The organism is Ideonella dechloratans (assembly GCF_021049305.1).
Lineage (GTDB): Bacteria > Pseudomonadota > Gammaproteobacteria > Burkholderiales > Burkholderiaceae_C > Ideonella > Ideonella dechloratans.
In genome coordinates this window covers 2,879,662-2,901,599 of the sequence record NZ_CP088081.1, presented here as the reverse complement: position 1 = coordinate 2,901,599, position 21,938 = coordinate 2,879,662, and the positions used below count along the sequence as shown (strand labels likewise).

Sequence of the window (21,938 nt, the reverse complement as noted above, 5' to 3'; positions counted from 1 at the left end):
GGATGGGTGTGGGGCGGGCGCGGTGCTCAGTCGGGCTGATCGGCGCGCGGGCCGAGTTCCTCGCGCATGCGCCGGCGCACCTCGTCCAGCACGGCGGGCAGGTCCTCCGGCACGCGCAGCCGGCCGGTCCGTCGTTGCGGGCTGTCCTCGCCGAAGCTGGCGCTCAGGATCTCGGGGGCGCCCGGGCTCAGCCAGGCCTGGGCCCAGTCGGCAAAGCGGCCCTGGGCCCAGTGGTCCAGATGGTCCACCTGCCATTGGGCTGCCGGCTGCTCCGCGCAGGCGGTCAGGCCGGGCACCTGCCAGGCGGTGAAGGTCTGTTCGGGGTGGCCGCTGTCCACCTGGCGGCGTGTGATGAAGCTGTTGGCCGGCCAGGAGCGATGGGGGTTCCACCACAGGCCGCGCACCCGCTCCATGGCCAGCGTGGTCTGCTGGCGCGGCTGCACGCCCAGTTCCTGCAGCAGGGGGGCCAGCTGGGCGGTCAGCGCGGGCAGCAGCGCACGCTGCGGATCGGCCAGGGCGCGCTCGGCCAGGTCCAGCCCCACCAGGTGCGAGGCGGTGTCGTCCACCGAGAAGGCCGAGGGACGCTCGGAGACGAAGGGCAGCACGCCATGGCCGTACCAGGTCGCCACCTCGTGCCAGTCCAGCAGGACGAAGGCGTAGCGCCGCGCCAGTTGCAGCGCCAGGTCCGGGGCCAGGGTCTCGCGCTCCTCGGGCCTCAGTGCGGCGGGGAAGGTGAGGTGCAGCCGCACGCCGCGGTCGGCGCCCTCGACGTCCAGCCCGGGCTCGCCCCGCTGCAGCGCGCGCAGCAGACGGGCCTGCAGGTTCAGTGCCCAGTCGGCGGCATTGCGGATGTGCACCAGGTCCAGGAAGCCGGCGCGGCAGGCGTAGAGGATGCCCAGGGTCTCGCTGTCATGGTCGAGCCAGCTGTGCTGCCCCAGGTCGGCCGGGTCGGCCAGGGTGTTGGGCAGGGCGCTCAGGGTGGTGGGGGTGGGCAGGGTGCCACCGCGCCCGACGGGCGTGGGCGGTGTTTCGTCCGGTGGCAGCGGCCGGGCAGGGGCCGGGCCGGCCAGGGCCAGCCACAGGGCGCCGGCGGCTGCCAGGGTTCCTCCGGTCTGGCGGCAGCGGGGCAGCGGGAACAACATCGGGCGAGCGAAGGGCTGCGGCTGCTATCGTCGATGCAGGGCCGGGCCTCCCGGCGATTGTCACCTCTGCGTTCCGCTCTGTCATGCCCTTGCCTTCCTTCCCGCCACGCCGCTTCAGCGAGCGGCCCGTCCTGCAGCGAGTCCCTGTGCTTTGCCTGGCCCGGAGGTCGCGGTGAGCGACTGGACCGATGCCGGGGCCCGTGCCCTGCTGCGCGAGCTCTACGATGAGGCGGTGCGGGTGGCCCGTCCGGAAGCCATGCTGGCGGCCCATCTGCCTGCGCCGCCCGAAGGCGGCCGCACCCTGGTGCTGGGGGCGGGCAAGGCCGGCGGCGCCATGGTGGCGGCCCTGGAGGCGGCGTGGCCGGCCGACGCGCCGCTCTCCGGCCTGGTGGTCACGCGCTACGGCCACATGCCGCCGGGATGGGCCGAGCGGCCGCACCGGGTGGAGCTGGTGGAGGCCGCGCACCCCGTGCCCGACGCGGCCGGCCAGCGCGCCGCCGAGCGCATGCTGGCGCTGACCCGGGGCCTGACCGAGCGCGACCTGGTGATCTGCCTGATCTCCGGCGGCGGCTCGGCGCTGCTGAGCCTGCCCATGCCGGGGCTGACGCTGGCCGACAAGCAGGCGGTCAACCGCGCCCTGCTGGCCAGCGGCGCGCCCATCGGCGCGATGAACACGGTGCGCAAGCACCTCTCGGCCATCAAGGGCGGCCGTCTGGCCGCGGCCTGCGCGCCGGCCCGGGTGCTCAGCCTGCTGATCTCCGACGTGCCAGGCGACGAGCCCTCTGTGATCGCCAGCGGCCCGACGGTGCCGGACCCCGGCACCTGTGCCGAGGCCCTGGCCCTGCTGGAGCGCCACGGCATCGCGCTGCCCGCGGTCGCGCTGGAAGCCCTGCGCAGCGGCGCCTGGGAGACACCCAAGCCGGGCGATGTCTGCTTCGCCCGCGCCGAAGCCCGGGTGATTGCCGCGCCTCGCCAGAGCCTGGAGGCCGCCGCAGCGCTGGCTCGCCAGCGGGGCCTGGCGGTGCATGTGCTGTCCGACGAGATCGAGGGCGAGTCCAGCGAGGTGGGGCGGGTGCATGCGGCGCTGGCCCGGGCCTGCCGTCGGCACGGCCAGCCCTTCGCGTCGCCCTGCCTGATCCTGTCCGGTGGCGAGACCACCGTGACCTTGCCGCCGCCGGGCCGCGGCCAGGCGCCGGGCCGCGGCGGCCGGGCCACCGAGTTCCTGCTGGGCGCCGCGCTGGCGCTGCAGGGCGAGCCCGGCATCTGGGCCCTGGCCGGCGACACCGATGGCATCGACGGGGTGGAGGACAACGCCGGTGCCTGGGTCACGCCCGACACCCTGGCCCGCGCGGCCGCGGCGGGCGTGTCGGCCGCCGAGCACCTGCAGCGGCACGACGCCTACGGCTTCTTCGGCGCGCTGGGTGATCTGCTGGTCACCGGGCCGACGATGACCAACGTCAACGACTTCCGGGCCCTGCTCGTCGTCTGAGCTGCGGTATGGTGGCGCCCCATGACTGACACCAGCCTGATCCAGTGGGTGGGCGCCGGCCTCTTCGCCGTTGCCCTGCTGCACACCTTTTCGACCAAGTTCTTCGAGAAGCTGGCCCACCGTCAGCCCGAGCATGCCGGCATCTGGCACCTGCTGGGCGAGGTCGAGGTGGTGTTCGGCTTCTGGGCCATGGTGCTGCTGGTGTTCATGTTCGCCACGCAGGGCAAGCAGGCGGCGGTGCACTACCTGGACGGTCGCAACTTCACCGAGCCGATGTTCGTGTTCGCCATCATGGTGATGGCCGGCACGCGGCCCATCCTGCAGCTGGCCGCGCGCCTGGTGCACCTGGTGGCCATGCTGCTGCCGGTGCCGCGCAGCGCGGCCATCTTCTTCGTCACGCTGTCGCTGGTGCCGCTGCTGGGCTCCTTCATCACCGAGCCGGCGGCCATGACGCTGGCGGCCCTGCTGCTGCGCAATGGCATCTATGCCGCGCCGGTGTCCGAGAAGCTCAAGTACGGCGCGCTGGGCGTGCTGTTCGTCAACGTCTCCATCGGCGGCACGCTGACCAACTTTGCCGCGCCGCCGGTGCTGATGGTGGCCGAAGCCTGGAACTGGAACCTGGCCTTCATGATCGAGCACATCGGCGACCGGGCCGCGCTGGCGGTGGTGGTCAATGCGGCGGTGCTGACCCTGCTGTTCCGGCGCGAGCTGGCCACCGTGTCGGGCAAGGCCTCGGCCCTGGGCGAGATGGTGCCCTGGCCGGTGATGGTGGTGCACGTGGCCTTCCTGGCCGGTGTGGCCGCCTTCTCGCACCACCCGCCGGTGTTCATGGGCCTGTTCCTGTTCTTCCTGGGCTTCACCCACGCCTACGAGCGCTACCAGAACCCGCTGCTGCTGCGCGAGGCGCTGATGGTGGCCTTCTTCCTGGCCGGGCTGGTGGTGCTGGGCGGCTTGCAGTCGTGGTGGCTGCAGCCCCTGCTGATGTCCATGGACGCCAACGCGGTGTACTTCGGTGCCACGGCGCTGACCGCGGTGACCGACAACGCCGCGCTGACCTACCTGGGCTCGCTGGTGCCCGGCCTGAGCCAGGAGTTCAAGATCGCCCTGGTCACCGGGGCGGTGACGGGCGGCGGGCTGACCCTGATCGCCAACGCCCCCAACCCGGCCGGCGCTGCGGTGCTCAAGGGCAGCTTCTCGCAGCAGGCCATCCAGCCGCTGGCGCTGCTGTTGGCCGCCACGCCCCCCACCCTGGTGGCGATCGCGGCCTTCCGCCTGTTCTGAGCCCTCAGCGCATCGAGCCGGTCTGCTGGTAACGCAGGTGCCAGCTCAGCGCCTCCTGCAGCAGGTGCGGGGTGTGGCGGCCGCCGCCGCCTTCCATCGCCCGGCCGAAGTAGTCGTGCAGGGCGGGGCGGAAGTCCGGGTGGGCGCAGTTCTCGATCACCACCTGGGCGCGCTGGCGCGGTGACAGGCCGCGCAGGTCGGCCAGGCCCTGCTCGGTCACGATGACCTGCACGTCGTGCTCGGTGTGGTCCACGTGGCTGGCCATGGGCACGATGCAGGAGATCTTGCCGTCCTTGGCGGTGGAGGGCGTCATGAAGATCGACAGGTAGGCGTTGCGGGCGAAGTCGCCCGAGCCGCCGATACCGTTCATGATCGAGCTGCCCATCACATGGGTCGAGTTGACGTTGCCGTAGATGTCGGCCTCGATCATGCCGTTCATCGCGATGATGCCCAGGCGGCGCACCAGCTCGGGGTGGTTGCTGATCTCCTGCGGGCGCAGCACGATGCGCTCGCGGAACTGGTCCAGATTGGCGGTCAGTTCTTCCAGCGCGGCCGGGCTCAGCGAGAAGGCGGTGGCCGAGGCGGTGGTCATCTTGCCGGACTTCAGCAGCTCCAGCATGCCGTCCTGCAGCACCTCGGTGTAGGCGGTGAGGTGTTCGAAGGGGCTGTCCAGCAGGCCGGCCATCACTGCGTTGGCGATGTTGCCCACGCCCGACTGCAGCGGCAGCAGGTTGGCCGGCAGGCGGCCGCGCTTCACCTCGCTCTGCAGGAATTCGATGATGTGGCCGGCGATCTGGCGCGAGGCGTCGTCCGGCGGCGTGAAGGCGCTGTTGCGGTCCGGGTGGTGGGTTTCCACCACCGCCACCACCTTGGCCGGGTCCACCCGCAGGTAGGCCTCGCCGATGCGGTCGTTCGGGTGCACCAGGGGGATGGGCTGGCGGTGCGGCGGCAGCTGGGTGCCGTAGTAGATGTCGTGCATCCCCTCCAGCTTGGGGCTCTGCCAGCTGTTGACCTCCAGGATGATCTTGTCGGCCTGGTCCAGCCAGGTCTTGTTGTTGCCGATCGAGGAGGAGGGGATCAGGCGCCCGTCTTCCAGGATGCCGGAGACCTCCACCACCGCCACGTTCAGCGGGCCGAAGAAGCCGAACCAGACGAACTGGGCCACGTGCGACAGGTGGATGTCCAGGTACTCCATCTCGCCGGCATTGATGCGGGCGCGGCAGGCGGGGTCGGACTGGTAGGGCATGCGCAGCTCGACGCCATTGGCCCGGGCCAGCGCGCCGTCCAGTTCGGGCGCGGTGGACGCGCCCGTCCAGACGCCGACGCGGAACTCCTGGCCGGCGGCGTGGGCGGCGTCGATGCGGCGGGCCAGCGCGGCGGGCACCACCTTGGGATAGCCTGCGCCGGTGAAGCCGCTCATGCCGACGTTGTCGCCGTGCCCGATGAGGGCGGCGGCCTCGTCGGCCGACATGATCTTGCTGCGCAGGGTGGGGTTCAGGATGCGGGAAGCGTCGGACATGGGATGCTGCTCAGGTGCAAAAAAGAACGAGGGGGGGTATTCCGCGAAACGAGCGAAGGCGAGATGATCGCTGTTACTTAGGCGAAATAACTTAAGGGTTTACCCTCTGGCCGAGAAGGCCCGAATCGACCCTGTGGAGCATTTCTCACCGCTTGATCTGGCGCAACCCCCCCGGGAAGGGCGTGGGAGACAGTGACAGGCATTCGGAAAAGACTGAGTGCCGCCTTCGGCGGAAAGAGAATGACCCCTCCCACGATCCTGACTCCCGAGCAGGGCCTTGCGCCCGAGCGAGCCGTGGCCGTGCGGCTGCGTCTTCCCCTGCGTCCCGCTGCGGCGGGGCGCGGACTGTCCAAGGACGCACTGCCCGATGTCGGTGCCTGGGAACGGCTGTTCGCCGCGCCCGTGCGCGCGGCCGAGAGCGCGGCCCTGGGTGCCATCACCCGCGTGCTGTCCTTCCCGCCGGGGGGGCTGGTGTTCGCGGCCGGCGAGGCGGCGCACGGCCTGCTGGCCGTGGTCGAGGGCGATGTGGCCCTGGGCAGCCATGGGGCGGGGGGTACCTTCCGCACCGAGCGCCATCTGCATGCGCCGGCCTGGCTGGACCTGAGCGCCGCCTGGCTGCAGGAGCCCCACGCCCTGGATGCGCGCGCACTGAATTCGGCGCGCGTGCTGGAACTGCCGCGTGACGCCCTGTGCGAGGTGGTGGACCGTCACCCCAGCCTGTGGCGGCCCCTGGTGACTCTGCTGGCCCGCGAGGTGCGGGGGCTGGCCCAGAACACCCATGAACTGATGCACAAGGACGCGCCGGCCCGGCTGGCGGCCTGGCTGCTGCAGCAGTGCCAGCCGGTGGACGAGGAAGCCACCACCGCCGTGGTGCAGCTGCCGGTGCGCAAGCGGGACATCGCCTCGCAGCTGGCCATCACGCCGGAAACGCTGTCCCGGCTGATGCGCAGCTTCTCCAGCCGCGACGTGATCACGGTGGCAGGCTACACGGTGCAGGTGCTGGACCTGCCGGCACTGCGGCGCATTGCGCTGGGGGACTGAGGGCGCCGGCCGGGCCAGCCCGGCGGGAAGACGCAGAACGGGGGCCTGGGCCCCCGTTCTTCTTTCGGCCCGCGCCCCGAGCTGGGTCAGAGCGACAGCATCTTGATCGAGACGGCGCCCAACACCAGGGCGATCGCATAGCGGATCAGTGTCATCGGGGCGCGGGTGCTGATCACCGAGCCCAGCAGGATGCCGGGAATGGAGCCGGCCAGCAGGTTGAGCAGCAGGGTGTAGTTCACGTTGCCCAGGCTCAGGTGGCCCAGGCCGGCGATCAGGGCCAGCGGGATGGCATGGGCCAGGTCGGTGCCCACCAGCTTGCTGGCGTTCAGCCGCAGCGGATACAGGTACACCAGCATCACCGTGCCCAGGGCGCCGGCACCGATGGAGGTCAGCGTGACCAGCACGCCCAGCACGGCGCCGGCCAGCACGGTCAGCACCGGTTGGGCCGACTTGAACTTCTCCACGTCGCCGACGCGCAGCTTGCGGCCCATGGCGTGCAGCCAGTCCTTGCCCAGCATGCCCAGTGCCGTGATCATCAGCGCGATGCCCACGGCGGTGATGATGAAGCCGCTCTTGATCTGGTGGGTCTGGGTCAGGTTCATCCAGACCAGGGTCAGGGCGGCGGCCGGCAGGCTGCCCAGGGCCAGACGCTTGACCACCCCCCAGTCCACCGTGCCGTGGTTGTGGTGCACCACGGTGCCGAACATCTTGGTGATCGACGCGTACAGCAGGTCGGTGCCCACGGCCGTCTGCGGCGAGATGCCGAACAGCAGCACCAGGATGGGCGTCATCAGGGCGCCTCCGCCGACGCCGGTGATGCCGACGATGGTGCCGACCAACAGGCCCGCCACACCGGTGCTCCAGTCCATATGCAACCTTTTAATGTCTTAACTTGACTGGGGCGGATTGTTGCACCTCCGTGGGGGCTTGTCCTCCCCTACCCTGAAGTCCGCTGCAGCAGCTGAGCCACCACCGAGAGCGCGATCACGGCCGGCTCCTTGCCGGTCAGGCCGGGCAGCCCGATCGGCGAGGTCAGTCGGGACAGGGTGCTGGCCGGGATGCCGCGCTCCCGCAGACGGTGCTCGAACCGGGCTCGCTTGGTGGCCGAGCCGATCAGGCCGCAGAAGCCGAAGTCGCCCCGCCGCAGGATGGCCTCGACGATGCGCAGGTCCAGGTCGTGGCGGTGGGTCAGCACCAGGTAGGCGTCGCCGGGCCGGCCCAGCCCCACCTCGGCCTCGGGGGCTTCGCTGACCAGGCGCTCGATGTGGGGCGGGGAAGGTTCGGACGGAAATTCTTTATCGCGCTCATCCACCCACAGCACCTGGCAGGGCAGGTCGGCCAGCAGGCGGACGATGGCGCGGCCCACGTGGCCGGCGCCGTGCAGTTGCAGGCGCAAGCGCACGGGGGGATCCGTCCAGGCCGCCATCGTGGCGGCGTCCAGCGGCGAGAAGCGCAGGGTCAGGGCGCCGCCGCAGCACTGGCCCAGGCTGGGGCCCAGGGCCACGGGCCAGTCCAGGGGCCATTCGGTGGCCGGCGTGCCGTCTCGGGCCAGCAGCTCCCGCGCCCGTTGCAGCACCTGCCACTCCAGGTGGCCGCCGCCGATGGTGCCGCGCACCCCGTCGGCACCCACCAGCATGCGGGTGCCCAGGCCGCGCGGCACGGAGCCCCGCGCCGCCACCACCTCCACCAGCAGCGTGGGCCGGCCGCCGGCCAGGGCGGTGCGGGCCGCCGTGGCGTCGGGGTCGCGGGTGTCGTGCGTGGTCATGCGGTGGCTCGCGCGGGGGCGGGTTTCAGGCAGTTTGGCGCACCGCCTGGATGGCCGAGAGCAGGGCCTCGGGCGTGGCCGGGGCGCGCAGCGGCGGCAGGCAGCCGGGCTGGCCGCAGGCGGCCACCGCATCGCGCAGGGCCAGGAAGACCGAGAAGCCCAGCAGCAGCGGCGGCTCGCCCACCGCCTTGCTGCGGTGGATGCTGTCGGCCACGTTGGCGTTGTCGAACAGCCGGGTGTTGAAGGCCTCTGGCACGTCGTTGGCGGTGGGGATCTTGTAGGTGGACGGCGCGTGGGTGAGCAGCTTGCCGCTCTGCGGGTGCCAGACCAGCTCCTCGCTGGTCAGCCAGCCCATGCCCTGCACGAAGCCGCCTTCCACCTGGCCGATGTCCAGCGCCGGGTTGAGCGACCGGCCCACGTCGTGCAGCAGGTCGGCCTGCAGCAGCTTCCACTCGCCGGTCAGGGTGTCCAGCAGCACCTCGGCCACGGCCGCGCCGTAGGCGAAGTAGAAGAAGGGCTTGCCGGTCAGGGTCTCGCGGTCCCAGTGCAGGCCGGGCGTGGCGTAGTAGCCGTCCGACCACAGCTGCACCCGGGCCCCATAGGCCTGCTGCACCAGCGCACCGAAGGCCATCTGCTGCCCCTCGGGCCCCAGCACCTGCCCGGCGGCAAAGCGCACGGTGTCGGGCTCCACGCCCCAGGCCTGGGCCGCCACGCCGGCCAGCCGGGCCCGCACCTGGCGGGCGGCGTCCTGGGCCGCCTTGCCGTTCAGGTCCGCGCCGGTGGAGGCGGCGGTGGCCGAGGTGTTGGCCACCTTGCTGGTGTCGGTGGCGCTCACCCGCACCTGGGCCAGCGGCAGGCCCAGCTCATGGGCGACGACCTGGGCCACCTTGGTGTTCAGGCCCTGGCCCATCTCGGTGCCGCCGTGGTTCACCAGCACCGTGCCGTCCAGGTAGACATGCACCAGCGCCCCGGCCTGGTTGTAGTGGTTGACGTTGAAGGAGATGCCGAACTTCACCGGCGTCAGCGCCAGGCCCTTCTTGAGCCAGGGGCTGCCGGCGTTGAAGGCCTGCACGGCCGTGCGGCGCTCGGCGTAGCGGGCGTCCCGGGCCAGGGCCTGGGTCAGCGGGTCGATGATGTTGTCCTCGACCGCCTGCAGATACGGGGTGATGTGGTGGTTCCGACCGTCTTCGGCGGTGCCATACCAGTTGGCCTGGCGCACCGCGAAGGGGTCCTGGCCCAGATGGCGGGCGATGTCGTCCAGGATGACCTCGATGGCCAGCGCGCCCTGCGGACCGCCGAAGCCCCGGAAGGCGGTGTTGCTCTGGGTGTTGGTGCGCGGCAGGTGACCGTGGATGGCCACGTCGGGCAGCCAGTAGGCGTTGTCGAAGTGGCAGATGGCGCGGGTGAGCACCGGCGGCGAGAGATCGGCCGAGTGGCCGGCCTGGCCCAGCATCGTCACTTCCACGCCCAACACCCGGCCATCGTCGTCGAAGCCGACCTCCCAGTCGAACTCGAAGCCGTGGCGCCGGCCGGTGATCAGGAAATCGTCGTCGCGGTCCAGCCGCAGCTTGACCGGCCGGCCCAGGCGGCGGGCGGCCAGGGCGGCCACGCAGGCGAACAGGGCCGACTGCGATTCCTTGCCACCGAAGCCGCCTCCCATGCGCCGGCATTCCACCTGCACCGCGTGGTTGCCCAATTGCAGGGCGTGGGCGATCAGTGCCTGCATCTCGCTGGGGTGCTGGGTGCTGCAGTGCACCTTCAGGCCGCCGTCGTCCTGTGGGATGGCCAGGCTGATCTGGCCCTCCAGGTAGAACTGCTCCTGCCCGCCCAGGCTGAAGCGGCCTTGCAGCCGGTGCGGTGCGGCGGCAATGGCCCCGGCCACGCCGCCCGGGTGGCTGCTGCGGCTCAGGTGCATCGAGGGCACCACATGCTGGCCGGCGGCGTGCGCGGCCCGCAGGTCCAGCTGGGCCGGCAGCGGGCTGAGCTGCAGCACGTCCTTGGCCAGGGCGGCGGCGCGGCGGGCGGCATCCCGGGTGTCCGCCACCACCGCGAACACCGGCTGGCCCAGGTAGCTCACCGTGTCGCGGGCCAGGATGGGGTCGTCGTGCACGATGGGGCCGACGTTGTTCTCGCCCGGGATGTCGGCGGCGGTGAACACCGCCACCACGCCGGGCAGGGCGGTCAGCCGGGTCAGGTCCAGGCCCTCGATGCGGCCGTGGGCCAGCGGCGACAGGCCCAGGGCGGCATGCAGGGTGCCGGCGGGCTCGGGCAGGTCGTCGGTGTAGGCGGCCCGGCCGGTCACATGCAGGCGTGCCGATTCGTGCGGCGGCGAGGCTCCGACCACGGAGGCCGCATCTGCGGCGGAGGGGGAGGGGGGCAGGTCCTTCAGGTCCATGGGTGCTCCTTCAGGCCGGCGTGCGCAGGTCCACGCGCAGTTGTTCGAGGGGGACGGGATCGTGTGGGCGCGTGCTCAGCCACAGCCGCTCCAGCAGGGCGGCGGCGGTGGCGCGCCGGTAGTCGGCGCTGGCCCGCAGGTCGGTCAGCGGCGTGTAGTCGCGAGCCAGCGCGGCCTGGGCGGCGCGCAGGGTGGCCTCGGTCCAGGGCTGGCCGAGCAGGGCCGCCTCCGCGCCGGCGGCCCGGCGCACCGTGGCGGCCATGCCGCCATAGGCCAGGCGGGCCTCGGCCACGCGCTCACCCTCCAGGCGCAGGGCAAAGCCGGCGCTGACGGCCGAGATGTCGCAGTCCAGGCGCTTGGAGATCTTGTGGGCCTGGGCGACCCAGCTGGCGCCCAGGGTCTGCAGCGGCACCTCCACCGCCTCGACGAACTCGCCGGGCTGCAGCGCGTTTTTCATGTAGTCCAGGTAGAAGTCCTGCAGCGGCAGGCGGCGCTGGGCCTCGCCGCGGCGCAGCAGCAGCTCGGCGCCCAGGGCGATCAGCACCGGCGGTCCGTCGCCGATGGGCGAGCCATTGGCCAGGTTGCCCACCAGGGTGCCGGCGTGGCGCACCGGCGGGCCGGCGAAGCGGCGGTGCATCTCGTGCAGGGCCGGCCAGCGGGCGACCAGGGCCGCCCAGGCGTCCTCCAGCGTCACCGCCGCGCCGATGCGCAGGGCGGTGGCGGTGGCCTCGATGCGGCGCAGCTCGGCCACATCGCCCAGGAAGATCAGCTCGCCCAGCGGGCGCATCTGCTTGGTCACCCACAGGCCCACGTCGGTGGCGCCGGCCACCAGCCGGGCCTCGGGCTTGTCGGCGCGCAGCCGCGCCAGGCTGGCCAGGTCGCGCGGGACGTGGACGAGGCCTTCCACCGAGGGTGCCGGCGCGGCCTGCAGGGCCAGCAGCTGGTCGCGCAGGCCGGCCAGCGGCAGGCGCGGGCCGGTCTGGGCCAGCATCTGCTGGGCGGCATCCAGGATGGGCCGGTAGCCGGTGCAGCGGCACAGGTTGCCGGCCAGGGCATCGGCCAGGGCCCCGCGGCCGGGCGCGCAGGCGGTGGGGTTGTTGTCCTGGTGTGCCTGGTGGGCCTCGTGCACCGCCGCCAGCGTCATCACGAAGCCCGGCGTGCAGAAGCCGCACTGCGCGCCGTGGCAGTCCACCAGGGCCTGCTGGGCGGGGTGCAGCGTCTGGGTGCCCGCCGGGGCTCCGCCGGCCAGGTCTTCCACGGTCAGCAGGGCCTTGCCGTGCAGCGAGGGCAGGAAGCGGATGCAGGCGTTGACCGGGCGCAGGGCCACGCCGGCACTGCGCACGGCCTGGCTGCCCTCGGGCAGGGTTTCGGGCAGCTCGGCCACCAGCACGGTGCAGGCGCCGCAGTCGCCTTCGGCGCAGCCTTCCTTGGTGCCGCAGGCCTGGCGGTCCTCGCGCAGCCACTGCAGCACGGTGCGGGTCGGGGTGTCCGCCGGCACCGCCACGGGCTGGCCTCGGAACAGGAAACGGATGGGTGCGGACATGGGAACTCGGTGAACCGACAAGGCCGGGGATGTCTGGAACTTACTCGCTTCTGGCGCTGCGAGAATACGGGCTGGCCCATGAGTTGCATATGCCATGCCGTATGCCCGCGGCGCTCCCCTTTGCCAACATCGACCTCCATCTCGTGAAGGTCCTCCACACCGTGATCACCGAACGCAGCGTGTCGCGGGCTGCCCTGCGCCTGGGCAGCACGCAGCCTCAGATCAGCGCCCAGCTGAAGCGCCTGCGTGCGCTGACCGGTGACACTCTTTTGGTGCGTGCAGGCACCGGTTTGGTGCCAACCGAGGCGGCCTTGGGGCTGCTGGGGCCGGCCGAGCGGCTGCTGCGGGAGGCGGACACCCTGTTCGGTCCGGCCCGGGTGGGGCGCGATTTCGAGCCGGCCCAGGCCGAGGGGCAGGTCAACATCGCGGCCACCGACTACCTCAATCCCTCCTTCCTGCCGGACCTGGTGACGCGTCTGCGGACCCGGGCGCCGGGCCTGAAGGTGGCCCTGCACCCGCTGTCGGCCGATTCGGACTACCGGCGCAAGCTGGCCACCGGCGAGGTGGACCTGGTGGTGGGCAACTGGCTGCAGCCGCCCGAGGAACTGCATCTGGGTCGCTTGATGACCGACGAGGTGGTCTGCCTGGTGGGGGAGGATCACCCCGCCGTGAAGAACCCGCGCCAATGGACGGCCGCCCGCTACCTGGAGAGCGACCACATCGCCCCCACGCCGATGCACCCCGGCGCCCGTGGCGTGATCGACGACTTCCTGGCGCTGCAGGGGCTGGAGCGTCGCATCGCCGTGCGGTGTTCGCATTTCAGCCTGGCGCCCCTGATGGTGGCCCAGACCCGGCTGGTGCTGACCACCGGTCGCCAGTTCTGCGAACGCCAGCTCGGGCGCTTTCCGGTGCGCATCGTCCGCTGCCCGGTGGCCTTCCCTGCCATGGCCTATTACCAGCTCTGGCACGACCGCACCCATGCCTCCTCGGCCCAGCGCTGGCTGCGCGAGCAGGTGCGTGACACCGCCCGGGCCCTGACCGGCAAGGTGCCGGCCGGCCGGGCGGCCGACACCCCCGGGCGTGCCAGGGAAGGGGTGAGGGCATGACCCGGCGGGCCTTGCGCGGCGATCTGCTGGACTTCACCGGCCTGCCGGCCCTGGGCGATGTGGACAGCCCGGCGGTGCGCTTCCGCCCGGACCACTGGCTGCTGATCGAGGATGGGCGCATCGTCGCCGTCCAGGCCGAGGCGCCGGGCGAGGACTGGCCGCGCGAGGACCACCGCGGGCGGCTGATCCTGCCGGGCTTCGTCGACACCCATGTGCATTGCCCCCAGCTGGACGTCATCGCCAGCTACGGCGCCACGCTGCTGGACTGGCTGCAGACCTACACCTTCCCGGCCGAGCAGCGCTTTGCCGACCCGGCGGTGGCCCGCGCGGGGGCCGAGTTGTTCCTGGATGCGCTGCTGGCCCACGGCACCACCGCGGCCGTGGTGTTCGCCACCGTGCATGCCGTCTCGGCCGAGGCACTGTTCGAGGCGGCCTCGGTGCGCGGCATGCGCATCATCACCGGCAAGGTGCTGATGGACCGCCATGCCCCCGAGGGTCTGCGCGACGATGTGGAGGGTGCCCGGCGCGACTGCGAGGCGCAGATCGCCCGCTGGCATGGCCGGGGCCGCAACGCCTTCGCGGTGACCGTGCGCTTTGCCGTCACCAGCACGCCCGAACAACTGGCCATGGCCGGGGGGCTGCTGCAGCGCCATGAAGGCCTCTACATGCAGACCCACGTGGCCGAGAACCTCGACGAGGTGCGCTGGGTGCAGGAGCTGTTCCCCCAGGCGCGCAGCTACCTGGACGTGTACCACCAGCACGGCCTGCTCAACCAGCGTTCGGTGCTGGCCCATGGCATCTGGCTGGACGACGCCGACCGGGCGCTGCTGCGCGACACCGGGGCCCACATCGCCTTCTGCCCCAGCAGCAACCTCTTCCTGGGCAGCGGCCTGTTCAACTGGGCCGAGGCGCGGGCCGTCGGTCACGGCGTGTCGCTGGCCTCGGACGTGGGCGGCGGTACCAGCCTGTCGATGCTGCGCACGCTGGCCGAGGCCTACAAGGTCCAAGCCCTGCGGGGCACCCGCATGACCGCCTGGGCCGGGCTGCACGCGGCCACGCTGGGAGCGGCCGAGGCCCTGGGCCTGGCGCACGAACTGGGTGCGCTGGAGCCGGGTCGGCTGGCCGATCTGTGCGTCTGGGACTGGGCCAGCGGCCCGGTGGCGGAGCACCGCGATGCGGTGGCCACCGGCCAGGTGGCGCCGCTGCCGGCGCAGAGCCTGCACGCCCGCGTGTTCGCCTGGATGACCCTGGCCGACGAGCGCAACCTGAGGGCCGCCTACGTGGCCGGGCAGCCCCGCGGGCCGCAGCCTCGGCTCATACCTGACCCCGTATGAGCATGGTATGAGTTTTGCACCTTGTTACCCGTGTTGACTTTCAACGTTCCTCCCTTCACCCACAACGACGATAGGACGATTCCCATGCAGTCTCTTTCCCGCATCGCATTGGCCGCTTCCCTGGCCGTGCTGTCGATGGCTTCCCAGGCCGCCGACTGGAGCGACACCTCCATCGGCTACCGCTACGGCAGCAAGTTCGCCGAGCCCTTCGGCACGAACAACATCCACAAGAACATCTTCAACCTCACCCATGTGAGCGGCTACAGCTACGGGACGAACTTCTTCAACGTCGACCTGCTGATGTCGGACAAGAACGACCCGGCATCCCCGGGCTCGAACAACGGCGCCCAGGAAGCCTATGTGGTCTACCGCCACACGCTGGACCTGTCCAAGGTGACCGGTGCCAACCTGTCCTACCCCGGCGTGGTGCGCAACCTGGGCCTGACCGCCGGCTTCGACTGGAACGTCAAGGATGACGCCGGCTACAACTCGAAGAAGCGCATGCTGGTGGCCGGCCCCACCGTCATGTTCGACGTGCCCGGCTTCCTGAACGTGAGCCTGCTGCAACTGTGGGAGAGCAATGCGCCCACCAACGAGTACACCGGTGTGGCCACGCCCCGCTACAGCTACGACGCGCACCCGATGCTGACGGCGGCCTGGTCCATCCCCGTGCCGGTGGGCCTGCCGATCTCCTTCGAGGGCTTCGCCAACTTCATCGCCGGCAAGGGCAAGAACGAGTTCGGTGGACAGACTGCGCCCGAGACCAACATCGACATGCAGCTGATGTACGACGTGGGCACCCTGTGGAACACGCCCAAGAAGTTCAAGGTCGGCTTCGAGTACCAGTACTGGAAGAACAAGTTCGGCAACTCGTACAAGGGTGCGGCGGGCGACGGCGCCTTCGCCAAGACCCCGATGATCCGCGCGGAATACCACTTCTGATCGCGGCGTGACCGGGCCTGGCCCGGTTCCACCGGGCTGGCGGCGCAGGCCGCCAGCCTCATCGCCCTGCGGGCCGGACCTGGCACAGGCCCCGGCACGGAGGGCACAATGTCCCGGACTTGCTCTCTTTTCGACATGCTCCGACTCGAACTCACCGGCATTTCCAAGCAGTACCCTGCGGTTCGTGCCAACGACGACATCCACCTGAAGGTGGCGCCAGGCCAGATCCACGCGGTGCTGGGTGAAAACGGTGCGGGCAAGTCCACCCTGATGAAGATCATCTACGGTGCCGTCCAGCCGGACGAGGGCGAGATGATCTGGAACGGCAAGCAGGTGGAAGTGGCCAGCCCGGCCCAGGCCCGTGCCCTGGGCATCAGCATGGTCTACCAGCACTTCTCGCTGTTCGACACCCTGACCGCGGCCGAGAACGTCTGGCTGGGCCTGGACAAGAGCCTGCCGCTGGCCGAGGTCACCGAGCGCATCCGCCAGGTGGCCGCGGGCTACGGCCTGGACGTGGACCCGCTGCGGCCGGTGCACACCCTGAGCGTGGGCGAGCGCCAGCGGGTCGAGATCGTGCGGGCCCTGCTCACCAACCCGCAGCTGCTCATCCTGGACGAGCCGACCTCGGTGCTGACGCCGCAGGCCGTCGAGAAGCTCTTCGTCACGCTGCGCAAGCTCAGCGACGAGGGCTGCGCCATCCTTTACATCAGCCACAAGCTCGATGAGATCCGCAACCTCTGCCACCACTGCACCGTGCTGCGCGGCGGCAAGGTGACGGGCGAGGTCGATCCCACGCAGGAAACCAACGCCAGCCTCTCGCGCCTGATGATCGGTGCCGAGCCGCCGGCGCTGACGCACCGCCCCTCGAACGCGGGTGATGTGGTGCTGTCGGTCAAGAACCTGTCGCTGACCCAGCAGGACCCCTTCGGTGTCTCGCTCAAGCAGATCGGACTGGACGTTCGGGCCGGCGAGATCGTCGGCGTGGCCGGCGTGTCCGGCAACGGCCAGCAGGAGCTGATGGCCGCGCTTTCCGGCGAAGACCGCCGTGCGCCGGCCGGCTCGGTCAGCCTGTTCGGCCGGGACATCGCGGCGGCGTCGCCGGGCGCCCGCCGGGCCCAAGGCCTGCATTTCGTGCCGGAGGAGCGCCTGGGACGCGGGGCCGTGCCCACGCTGTCGCTGGCCCAGAACACCCTGCTCACCCGCCAGGAGGCGGTGGGCTCGGGCGGCTGGCTGAACCTGGCGGCCACCCGCAGGATGGCGGCCGACCTGATCGCCCGCTTCAACGTGAAGGCCGGCGGCCCGGACGCGGCCGCGCGTTCGCTGTCGGGCGGCAACCTGCAGAAATTCATCGTCGGGCGCGAGATCGACGCCCGGCCCAAGCTGCTCATCATCTCGCAGCCCACCTGGGGCGTGGACGTGGGCGCGGCGGCCCAGATCCGGGGCGAACTGCTGGCCCTGCGCGACGCGGGCTGCGCCCTGCTGGTGGTCAGCGAGGAACTGGACGAACTCTTCGAGATCAGCGACCGCCTGGTGGTCATCGCGCAGGGGCGGTTGTCGCCCTCGGTGGCCACCGCGGACGCCACGCGCGAAATGATCGGTGAATGGATGTCGGGACTGTGGGAAGGCGCCCATGCTGAAGCTTGAGTCGCGGCCGCAGCCGTCGAAATGGATGTCCTATGCCTCGCCGGTGCTGGCGCTGGCGATCACCGTGGTGGTGGGCGTGATCCTCTTCTGGGCCCTGGGCAAGGATCCGGTCAAGGGCTTGCAGGTCTTCTTCGTGGAGCCGCTGAAGAGCGCCTATGCGCTCTCCGAGCTCAGCGTGAAGGCCGTGCCCCTGGTGCTGATCGGCCTGGGCCTGGCGGTGTGCTTCCGCGCCAATGTCTGGAACATCGGTGCCGAGGGCCAGTTCATCCTGGGCGCCCTGGCGGGCGGCTGGGTGGCCATGCAGGCCGGCCCGGACACCAGCCGCTGGGTGGTGCTGCCCATCCTGCTGGCCGGCATGCTGGGCGGCATGGTCTGGAGCGGCATCGTCGCGCTGCTGCGTGACCGCTTCAACGCCAGCGAGATCCTGGTCAGCCTGATGCTGGTCTATGTGGCCGACATGCTGCTGTCCTGGCTGGTCTACGGGCCCTGGAAAGACCCCAACGGCTACAACTTCCCGCAGACCATCACCTTCGCCGCGGTCACCAAGATCCCCCGGCTGTTCGACGGCCTGCGCATCAACATCGGCGCCCTGATCGCCCTGGGGGCGGTGGGCCTGATGTGGGCCTTCCTGTTCCGCACCTACCGCGGCTTCGCGATGCAGGTGGGCGGGCTGGCCCCGGCCGCGGCGCGCTACGCCGGTTTCTCCTCGCGCACCGCGCTGTGGACGGCGCTGCTGCTGTCCGGAGGCATGGCCGGCCTGGCGGGGGCGCTGGAGGCCACCGGGCCGCTGGGTCAGCTCACGCCCTATGTGCCGGCCGGCTACGGCTTCGCCGCCATCATCGTCGCCTACGTCGGGCGGCTGCATCCGGTGGGCATCGTCTTCTCGTCCATCCTCATGAGCATGTTCTACATCGGGGGTGAACTGGCACAAAGCCGCCTGGGCCTGCCCAAGGCCCTGACCGGTGTCTTCCAGGGCCTGCTGCTGTTCGCGCTGCTGGCCTGCGACACCCTCATCCTCTACCGCATCCGTTCCACCAAGGGAGGCCGCGCATGAACGAGCTGGCCTTGCTGCTGGCCGCCACGCTCAACGCCGGGACCGTGCTGGCCCTGGCGGGCCTGGGCCTGCTGATCAACGAGCGCTCCGGCATCATCAACCTGGGTGCCGAGGGGATGATGCTGGTGGCGGCGATCGCCGGCTTCGCCACGGCGGTGAGCACCGGTTCGGACGTGCTGGCCTTCGCCGCCGGTGCCGGGGCCGGGGCCCTGCTGGCGGGCATCTTCGGGGTGCTGGTCATCTGGCTCAACACCAACCAGTACGCCACCGGCCTGGCGCTGAGCCTCTTCGGTTCGGGCTTCTCGGCCTTCGTCGGCATCGGTTTCGTGCAGGAGCGTCTGGGCGAGCGCGCCAAGTTCGCCGTGCCCTACCTGTCGGACATCCCCTTCATCGGCACGGCGCTGTTCCATCAGCATCCGCTGGTCTATGGCGCGATGCTGCTGGCGGCGGCCCTGGCCTGGTTCCTCTACCGCTCGCGGGCGGGCCTGGTGCTGCGGGCGGTGGGCGAGTCCCCCGAATCGGCCCACGCGCTGGGTTACCCGGTGCGGCGCATCCGCCTGGCCGCGGTGATGGCCGGCGGCGCCCTGTGCGGCCTGGCGGGCGCCTATCTGTCGGTGATCTACACCCCGCTGTGGGTCGAGGGCATGGTGGCCGGCCGCGGCTGGATTGCCCTGGCGCTGACCACCTTCGCCACCTGGCGTCCGGCACGGGTATTGCTCGGTGCCTATCTGTTCGGTGGCGTCACCATGCTGCAGTTCCAACTGCAGGGCGAGGGGGTGCAGATCCCCAGCCAGTGGCTGTCGATGCTGCCCTATCTGGCCACCATCGTGGTGCTCGTGCTCATTTCCCGCAACCCGACCTGGATCCGGGTGAACATGCCGGCCTCCCTGGGCAAGCCGTTCACGCCAGGCTCCTGACACCGGACGCCCGGCGCGGGGCCGGACGTCCACCCTTTCCCACCCACGTTTCTTCGCTTTCCCTCCCTGGAGAATCCATGAACGACAACAACGTGACTTCCAAGCGCCGCCTGCTGCAGTGGGCCGGCTGGACCACCCTGGCCGCCTCCATGGCCCTGGTGGGCTGTGGCAAGAAGGAAGAGGCCGCGCCGGCCGCTTCCGAGCCCGCCTCGGCCGCTTCCGTGGCCGCCAAGCCCGAGCCCCTGAAGATCGCTTTCGCCTACGTCGGCCCGGTGGGCGACGGCGGCTGGACCTTCGCCCACGACAACGCCCGCAAGGCGCTGGAGAAGGAATTCGGCGACAAGATCGTGACCACCTTCGTCGAGAAGGTGCCCGAGGGCGCCGACGCCGAGCGCGTGTTCAACGACCTGATCGGCCAGGGCAACAAGCTGATCTTCGGCACCACCTTCGGCTACATGGAGCCGATGCTCAAGGTGGCCGCCGACCATCCGGACATCAAGTTCGAGCATGCCACCGGCTACAAGACCGCCGCCAACATGCGCACCTATGACGCCCGCACCTACGAGGGCGCCTACATGGCCGGCGTGATCGCGGGCTCCATGACCAAGACCAACGTCCTGGGCGTGGTGGGCTCCATTCCCATCCCCGAGGTGATCCGCAACATCGACAGCTTCACCCTGGGCGCCCAGAGCGTGAACCCCAAGATCAAGACCAAGGTGGTCTGGGTCAACGAGTGGTTCAACCCGCCCAAGGAAACCGAAGCCGCCACCGCCCTGATCAACGGCGGCGCCGACATCCTGATGCAGAACACCGACTCGCCGGCCGTGCTGAAGACCGCCGAAGAGAAGGGCAAGCGCGCCTTCGGCTGGGACAGCGACATGACCGCCTACGGTCCCAAGGCCCACCTGGCCTCGTCGATCATCAACTGGGGCCCGTACTACATCAAGGCCACCAAGGACGTGCTGGAGGGCACCTGGACCACCGGTCAGGCCTGGTGGGGCGTGAAGGAAGGCGCGATCGACCTGGTGTCCATTGCCGACGACGTGCCGGCCGAGGTCAAGGACAAGGTCGCCAAGGTCAAGGAAGGCCTGAAGGACGGCAGCTTCGTGATCTGGAAGGGCCCGCTGGTGGACAACACCGGCAAGGAAGTGCTGGCCAAGGATGCCGTGGCCGACGACGCCTTCCTGGGTGGCGTGAAGTTCTACGTCAAGGGCGTGGAAGGCAAGGTGCCGGGCAGCAAGTAAGCCGCCGCACCCCGCAGACAGCCGCCGGGCGACCGGCGGCTTTTTTTTTGGCCGCCCGGCTGCGGGCATGACCGCAGCAGGGGACGGGGTCAAACAGGAAGCAATCCGGGTCTGCCCGTTTTCCGCTGCTCCGCCCGATCCATGCGCATCCTGCTTGCCGAAGCTGAACACCAGCTGGCCACCCGGCCGGTCAAGGCCCTGGCCCAGAACGACGTGCACGTGGACTGGGGGGACGATGGCCGGATGGTGCGGTGCAGCCTCAAGGCCACCCGCTGTGAGGCGCTGATCCTGCTGGCGTCCGTCTACATGGGCTGCGAGTTCGGCGGCCGCATCTCCTCCATCCTGCTCAACGTGCCGGGCGATGCCGGCGCCACCATCGGCATCGTGCTCTTCGCCCCGTTGCTGGCGCGCTGGGCCCTGGCCTTCGGCCCGGCCGAGTACTTCGCGCTGATGTGCTTCGCCTTTGCCTGCATCACCGGCCTGATGGGCGATGCGCCGATGAAGGCGGTGCTGGCCGCGGTGCTGGGCCTGTCGCTGTCCACCGTGGGCCTGGACTCGAACTCGGGCGTCTACCGCTTCACCGGCGGCGACGTGCACCTGTCCGACGGCATCCAGTTCACCGTGGTGGTGATCGGCGTGTTCTCGGTCGGCGAGATCCCGCTGATGCTGGAGCAGCACCACGACGCAGGCGGCATCATCCGCGAAATCGGCCGCGCCATGTTCAACCTGCGCGAGATGGCCTACACCGGCCGGAGCACGCTGCGCTCCAGCGTGGTGGGCTTCGTGGTGGGCGTGCTGCCCAGCGCCGGCGCCACCATCGCCAGCGCCATGACCTGCTCGATGGAGAAGCGTCTGGCCGGCAAGGACGGCCGCTTCGGCGAAGGCGACATCCGCGGCGTGGCCGCGCCGGAGGCGGCCAACAGCGCCTCGGCCGCGGGCTCCTTTGTGCCCATGCTGACCCTGGGCGTGCCCGGCTCGGGCACCACCGCGGTGATGGTGGGCGCGCTGGCGCTCTACAACATCACGCCCGGCCCGGCCCTGTTCACCCAGAACCCCAACCTGGTCTGGGGCCTGATCGCCTCGCTGTTCGTCGCCAACGTGATGCTGCTGTTCATCAACATCCCGCTGGTGGGCGTGTTCACCCGCATCCTGCGCCTGCCCAACTGGCTGCTGGTGCCGGGCATCCTGGCCATCAGCGCGGTGGGCGTCTATTCGGTGCACGCCACCACCTTCGACCTGCTGCTGATGGCCGGCGGCGGCATCGTCGGCCACCTGTTGCGCAAGCAGGGCGTGCCGATGGCACCGCTGATCCTGGGCTTCGTGCTGGGCGACATGATGGAGCAGAACCTGCGCCGCGCCCTGTCCATCACCAACGGCGACGCGTCCATCCTGCTGGAGAGCCCGATCTCGATCGGCCTGTGGGTGGCCGCCGGTGCGATGCTGGTGGTGCCGCCGCTGCTGCGGCTGTGGGGCCGCCGGCGCGCCGCGGTGCAAGGCGCGGCCGCCTGAGGAGCCCGCCCGA

17 protein-coding genes are annotated in these 21,938 nt (G+C 70.7%); 11 read left to right on the top strand and 6 right to left on the bottom strand.

Going from position 1 to position 21,938, the window contains the following annotated elements; genetic code table 11:
- Positions 1–26 precede the first annotated feature (26 nt).
- Positions 27–1,142 carry a DUF4056 domain-containing protein gene (locus LRM40_RS13490; RefSeq protein WP_151121942.1) on the bottom strand — a complete coding sequence of 372 codons (1,116 nt, stop codon included), beginning with the start codon at positions 1,140–1,142 and terminating at the stop codon, positions 27–29.
- Between the two features lie 172 nt (positions 1,143–1,314).
- On the opposite strand from LRM40_RS13490, the gene LRM40_RS13485 reads away from it, so the two are divergent.
- A complete protein-coding gene (locus LRM40_RS13485; RefSeq protein WP_231067549.1) occupies positions 1,315–2,631 on the top strand; it encodes a glycerate kinase type-2 family protein in 1,317 nt (438 codons plus the stop codon).
- A 21-nt stretch (positions 2,632–2,652) separates the two neighbouring features.
- Positions 2,653–3,912 (top strand): putative Na+/H+ antiporter, encoded by a 1,260-nt coding sequence (locus tag LRM40_RS13480; RefSeq protein WP_151121940.1) that lies wholly within the window; start codon positions 2,653–2,655, stop codon positions 3,910–3,912.
- A 4-nt stretch (positions 3,913–3,916) separates the two neighbouring features.
- Here the strand turns inward: LRM40_RS13480 and scpC are convergent, their stop codons facing one another.
- Positions 3,917–5,431 carry a succinyl-CoA:acetate CoA-transferase ScpC gene (gene scpC / locus LRM40_RS13475; RefSeq protein ID WP_151121939.1) on the bottom strand — a complete coding sequence of 505 codons (1,515 nt, stop codon included), beginning with the start codon at positions 5,429–5,431 and terminating at the stop codon, positions 3,917–3,919.
- A gap of 240 nt (positions 5,432–5,671) precedes the next feature.
- Between scpC and LRM40_RS13470 the strand changes: the two genes are divergently transcribed.
- Positions 5,672–6,472, top strand: coding sequence for a Crp/Fnr family transcriptional regulator (locus LRM40_RS13470; RefSeq protein ID WP_151121938.1), 801 nt, complete (start codon positions 5,672–5,674; stop codon positions 6,470–6,472).
- Positions 6,473–6,558: 86 nt separating this feature from the next.
- Here LRM40_RS13470 and LRM40_RS13465 read toward each other — a convergent pair whose 3' ends face one another.
- The 4 genes from LRM40_RS13465 to xdhA form a co-directional block, all read right to left on the bottom strand.
- Positions 6,559–7,341 (bottom strand): sulfite exporter TauE/SafE family protein, encoded by a 783-nt coding sequence (locus LRM40_RS13465; RefSeq protein ID WP_151121937.1) that lies wholly within the window; start codon positions 7,339–7,341, stop codon positions 6,559–6,561.
- Between the two features lie 68 nt (positions 7,342–7,409).
- Positions 7,410–8,237 carry a xanthine dehydrogenase accessory protein XdhC gene (gene xdhC, locus LRM40_RS13460; RefSeq protein WP_151121936.1) on the bottom strand — a complete coding sequence of 276 codons (828 nt, stop codon included), beginning with the start codon at positions 8,235–8,237 and terminating at the stop codon, positions 7,410–7,412.
- A gap of 25 nt (positions 8,238–8,262) precedes the next feature.
- Positions 8,263–10,632 (bottom strand): xanthine dehydrogenase molybdopterin binding subunit, encoded by a 2,370-nt coding sequence (gene xdhB, locus LRM40_RS13455; protein WP_151121935.1) that lies wholly within the window; start codon positions 10,630–10,632, stop codon positions 8,263–8,265.
- Positions 10,633–10,642: 10 nt separating this feature from the next.
- The gene (xdhA, locus tag LRM40_RS13450; RefSeq protein WP_151121934.1) at positions 10,643–12,175 is read right to left on the bottom strand and encodes a xanthine dehydrogenase small subunit; all 1,533 of its coding nucleotides are present in this window, start codon (positions 12,173–12,175) and stop codon (positions 10,643–10,645) included.
- Between the two features lie 143 nt (positions 12,176–12,318).
- Here xdhA and LRM40_RS13445 point away from each other — a divergent pair, with 143 nt between their 5' ends.
- The 8 genes from LRM40_RS13445 (at position 12,319) to LRM40_RS13410 (ending at position 21,925) form a co-directional block, all read left to right on the top strand.
- Positions 12,319–13,281 carry a LysR family transcriptional regulator gene (locus LRM40_RS13445; RefSeq protein ID WP_310734143.1) on the top strand — a complete coding sequence of 321 codons (963 nt, stop codon included), beginning with the start codon at positions 12,319–12,321 and terminating at the stop codon, positions 13,279–13,281.
- Positions 13,278–14,615, top strand: coding sequence for a guanine deaminase (gene guaD / locus LRM40_RS13440; RefSeq protein ID WP_151121932.1), 1,338 nt, complete (start codon positions 13,278–13,280; stop codon positions 14,613–14,615). Before LRM40_RS13445 ends, guaD begins: the two co-directional genes overlap by 4 nt.
- Positions 14,616–14,699: 84 nt before the next feature.
- The gene (locus LRM40_RS13435) at positions 14,700–15,557 is read left to right on the top strand and encodes an outer envelope protein (protein WP_151121931.1); all 858 of its coding nucleotides are present in this window, start codon (positions 14,700–14,702) and stop codon (positions 15,555–15,557) included.
- 135 nt (positions 15,558–15,692) lie between these two features.
- Positions 15,693–17,201: an ABC transporter ATP-binding protein gene (locus LRM40_RS13430; protein ID WP_151121930.1), complete on the top strand. Its 1,509-nt coding sequence runs from the start codon at positions 15,693–15,695 to the stop codon at positions 17,199–17,201.
- The gene (locus LRM40_RS13425; RefSeq protein ID WP_151121929.1) at positions 17,188–18,255 is read left to right on the top strand and encodes an ABC transporter permease; all 1,068 of its coding nucleotides are present in this window, start codon (positions 17,188–17,190) and stop codon (positions 18,253–18,255) included. The genes LRM40_RS13430 and LRM40_RS13425 overlap by 14 nt, the downstream gene beginning before the upstream one ends.
- Positions 18,252–19,172, top strand: a complete 921-nt coding sequence (locus tag LRM40_RS13420) for an ABC transporter permease (protein ID WP_151121928.1) — start codon at positions 18,252–18,254, stop codon at positions 19,170–19,172. The genes LRM40_RS13425 and LRM40_RS13420 overlap by 4 nt, the downstream gene beginning before the upstream one ends.
- A gap of 77 nt (positions 19,173–19,249) precedes the next feature.
- Complete coding sequence (locus LRM40_RS13415; protein WP_151121927.1) at positions 19,250–20,416, top strand: BMP family ABC transporter substrate-binding protein; 1,167 nt, start codon at positions 19,250–19,252, stop codon at positions 20,414–20,416.
- Between the two features lie 141 nt (positions 20,417–20,557).
- Complete coding sequence (locus tag LRM40_RS13410) at positions 20,558–21,925, top strand: tripartite tricarboxylate transporter permease (protein ID WP_151121926.1); 1,368 nt, start codon at positions 20,558–20,560, stop codon at positions 21,923–21,925.
- Positions 21,926–21,938: the final 13 nt, after the last annotated feature.